Source organism: Roseateles sp. P5_E11 (assembly GCF_054049355.1).
The window spans coordinates 1-3,398 of sequence record NZ_JBFUMO010000602.1 but is presented as its reverse complement, the minus strand read 5'-3'; the positions used below and the strand labels follow the sequence as shown (position 1 = coordinate 3,398).

General features: G+C 66.7%; 4 protein-coding genes. All 4 read left to right on the top strand.

Features of this window, described 5'->3' with window-relative positions:
* Nucleotides 1-580, top strand: a 580-nt coding sequence (locus tag ACXJKR_RS27685; RefSeq protein WP_457325558.1) for a response regulator, incomplete at its 5' end; no start/stop codon positions are given.
* 216 nt (nucleotides 581-796) lie between these two features.
* Nucleotides 797-2,017 (top strand): efflux RND transporter periplasmic adaptor subunit, encoded by a 1,221-nt coding sequence (locus ACXJKR_RS27680; RefSeq protein ID WP_457325557.1) that lies wholly within the window; start codon nucleotides 797-799, stop codon nucleotides 2,015-2,017.
* Nucleotides 2,018-2,021: 4 nt separating this feature from the next.
* Nucleotides 2,022-2,708 carry an ABC transporter ATP-binding protein gene (locus ACXJKR_RS27675; protein WP_056199321.1) on the top strand — a complete coding sequence of 229 codons (687 nt, stop codon included), beginning with the start codon at nucleotides 2,022-2,024 and terminating at the stop codon, nucleotides 2,706-2,708.
* A gap of 88 nt (nucleotides 2,709-2,796) precedes the next feature.
* The coding region (locus ACXJKR_RS27670; RefSeq protein WP_457325556.1) for an ABC transporter permease at nucleotides 2,797-3,398 on the top strand (602 nt) is incomplete at its 3' end.

Here is a 3,398-nt window from a genome sequence, read left to right as displayed (position 1 = left end):
TGCCCAGGACATCGAGGTCATTGGCGAGGCCGGCGACTACACCGAGCTGCGCGGCCTGCTGCACACCCTGGGCAAGGACAACCCCTGCGACGTGCTGGTGCTGGACATCAACATGCCCGGCCGCTCCGGCCTGGACGTGCTGCATGTGCTCAAGGACGAGGGCAACCCGGTACGCACGCTGATCGTGTCCATGTATCCCGAGGACCAGTACGCCATCCGCGCGCTCAAGGCCGGCGCCTATGGCTATGTCAACAAGGGCGGCGACCCCGCCACGCTGGTGCAGGCCGTGCGCACCGTGGCCCAGGGTCGAAAATATGTAACGCCCGAGATCGCGCAGATGCTGGTCGAAAGCCTGACCGCGCCCGTCACCGAGCAGGCCCACCACAAGCTCTCCGACCGCGAGCTGCAGACCCTGGTCATGATCGCCTCGGGCAAGCGCCTGTCCGACATCGCCGAGGAGCTGATGCTCAGCCCCAAGACCGTCAGCGTCTACCGCGCCCGCATGCTGGAGAAACTGGGCCTGAGCAACAACTCCGAGTTGACGGTCTATGCCATCCGCAACGGACTCGTCGCCAGCTGAATGACGCCGGCGCGCCAAGCCTGACGGCCGCCGTTCATCGCCCCTGGCTGTCGATTCGCCACCGCCAGACGCCGTCCATCGATTGATGACATGCTGTGGCAGCAGCCACTGCACAATCCGCCCCGGTTCCAAATGGGTGGTCGAAAGACCGGTGCTGCTGCGGGCCTGAGGGTCCGCCCAAGCCAACTGTTCAGGGGGCATGTCATCGATACCGGATTGCTGAAAGAGTTGCGCATCGACGGTGCGCATCGCGAGGACCATGGCGACGGCGGGCCGCCCAAGTGGGTCTGGGCCCTGGTGGTGGCCGTCGTGCTGCTGGCCGCGGGCGGCGCCTGGGCCTGGTGGTGGCTGTCGGGGAACAAGCCGATCCCGGTGCAGACGGTCACGGTTCGCGCCAACGGTCAGGGCGCCAGCGCCGATGCGGTCCTGCAGGCGACGGGTTATGTGACGGCGCGCCGCATGGCGACCGTCTCGGCCCAGATGACCGGCACGCTGACTGAGGTGCTCATCGACGAGGGCTTCAAGGTCAAGAAGGGGCAGGTCCTGGCCCGGCTCGATGACACCGGCTTGAAGGCCGGCCTCGCCGCGGCCCAGGCGCAGATCCGCACGGCCGAAGCCAATCTCGGCCAGGTGCGCGCCCAGCTCGCCCAGGCCCAGGCCGACGAGCGCCGCCAGGCCGAGCTGAACGCCAGCGGCATGACGACGCGCCAGTCGCGCGAGCAGGCGGCCACGGCGGTGAAGACCGTGTCCGCGCAGATGGAAGCGTCTCAGCGCCAGATCGAGGCCGCCCAGGCCCAGGCGCGGCAGGCGCGCGTCAACTTCGACTACGCCACCGTGCGGGCGCCGTTTGACGGCGTCGTCACGGCCCGCGCGGCGCAGGTGGGCGAGATCATCTCGCCGCTGTCCGCCGGCGGGGGTTTTACCCGTACCGGCGTGGGCACCATCGTCGACATGGACTCGCTGGAAGTGAACGTCGACGTCAACGAGGCCTACATCGCCCAGGTCAAGCCCGACATGCCCTGCGAAGCCGTTCTCGACGCCTACCCGGACTGGAAGATCCCGGCCCATGTCGTTGCCGTCATCCCGAGCGCCGATCGTGGCAAGGCCACGGTCAAGGTGCGTGTGGCACTGGAAAAGAAGGACGAACGTCTGGTGCCCGACATGGGCGTGCGCGTGAGTTTCCTGGCGGCCAAGCCCAAGACCGAAGCCAAACCGGTACCCGGCGTGCTGCTGCCGCCGGAGGCCCTGGTGCAGCGCGACGGCGGCGACGCCGTGTTCGTCGCCCATGACGATCGCGCGGAGCAGCGCGCCGTGAAGCTCGGCGCCGACGCGGGCAAGTTCAAGCTGGTCACCAGCGGATTGAAGGCGGGCGAAACGGTCGTRCTRTCGCCGCCCACCGAACTGAAGCAGGGTTCCAACATCGTGAAGAAGGACTGAAGAGATGAGCGCACTGATCGAGATCCGTGACCTGTCCAAGGTCTACACCCGTGGCAAGCAGAAGGTGGAAGTGCTCCACCACATCGAGCTGGATGTGCAGCAGGGCGACTTCCTTGCTTTGATGGGCCCCTCGGGCTCCGGCAAGACCACGCTGCTCAACCTCATTGGCGGCCTGGACGCTCCCAGCGGCGGCGCCATCAGCGTTGGCGGTGAACGTATCGACAAGCTGTCCGGCGCGGCGCTGGCCAAGTGGCGCGCCTCGCGCGTCGGCTTCGTGTTCCAGTTCTACAACCTGATGCCCACGCTGTCGGCGCAGAAGAACGTCGAGCTGCCACTGCTGCTGACCAAGCTGTCAGCGGGCGAGCGCAAGAAGCGCGCGGCGATTGCGCTGCAGCTCGTCGGCCTGGCCGACCGCGCCTCGCACAAGCCGACCGAACTGTCGGGCGGCCAGCAGCAGCGCGTGTCCATCGCGCGGGCCATCGTGTCGGACCCAACGCTGCTGGTCTGCGACGAACCCACCGGCGACCTGGACCGGCAATCCGCCGAGGATGTGCTGACACTGCTGCAGGCCCTCAACCGCGATCATGGCAAGACCATCGTCATGGTCACCCACGACCCTCGCGCCGCCGCCCGAGCGAGCCACACGCTGCATCTGGACAAGGGCACGCTGGTAACCGAAGCCACCGCTTGAAGGAGCAGATGATGCCCCCACGCTCACTTTGTTCGCTGCCCCCCGAGGGGGCGTCCAGCCTCTTTGAGACGGCTCTGCGGAGGCTGGCATGAAATACCTTCATCTCATCTGGGCGGCGCTGTTCCGGCGCAAGGGCCGGACCTTCCTGACCCTGGTGTCCATCATCACGGCCTTCCTGCTGTTCGGCCTGCTGGACGCGGTGCGCGTCGGCTTCGACCAGGCCGGCAAGAGTGCCAACGGCGCCCAACGGTTGCAGACGGGCTCCAAGCTCAGCTTCATCCAGTTGCTGCCGATGTCGCTGGGCGCACGCATCTCGCAGATCGACGGCGTCAAGGATGTGGCCTTCGCCAACTGGTTCGGCGGCGCCTACCAGAAGCCCGAGAACGCGGTCTTCAGTTTTGCCGTCGCACCCAACTACCTCGACATCTACCCCGAGATGGAAGTCTCGGCCGAGCACCGCAAGGCGTTTGCCGAGACCAAGAATGGCGCCCTGGTTGGCGAAGGCCTGGCGCGCAAATTTGGCTGGAAGGTCGGCGACCAGGTGCCCATGCAGTCCACCATCTTCCCGGACCGCAACGGCAGCCAGAACTGGCCCTTCCAGATCGTCGGCATCATCCATGTGGCGGACAGGAAGGCGGCCGGCTGGTGGGACCAGATGTTCCTGCTGAACTGGAAATACTTCGACGACAC